At 36.3% G+C, this 259-nt stretch carries 1 protein-coding gene; it reads left to right on the top strand.

The annotated features are described in order from the left end of the window. Positions 1 to 145 precede the first annotated feature (145 nt). Positions 146 to 259, top strand: a 114-nt coding sequence (locus tag R2R70_RS21260; RefSeq protein WP_410979089.1) for a DNA translocase FtsK 4TM domain-containing protein, incomplete at its 3' end; no start/stop codon positions are given.

Here is a 259-nt window from a genome sequence, read left to right as displayed (position 1 = left end):
AAGGTAAACAGGCTCAAATTTATAAAAACGTGTTCATAATCAGGCCATACACATTAAGATAAAGTGCATCAAATTGCATTTCCTGCTAAGGTATTTGACTGCTGTTGAAGTGTAATAAATAGAATAATAAGAGGGATAGGAAGTTATGCGCCTAAACGGTGTGCAAAGACTATTAGAAACAGGGCTGATTATCAGTACCTTTGCTGCAATATTTATTTTATGTGCCTTAATCAGTTTTGATCCGGCAGATCCTTCGTGG

This window comes from Cobetia sp. SIMBA_158, assembly GCF_046566945.1.
Taxonomy (GTDB): Bacteria; Pseudomonadota; Gammaproteobacteria; order Pseudomonadales; family Halomonadaceae; genus Cobetia; species Cobetia amphilecti.
This window is presented reverse-complemented; position numbering and strand designations above follow the sequence as displayed.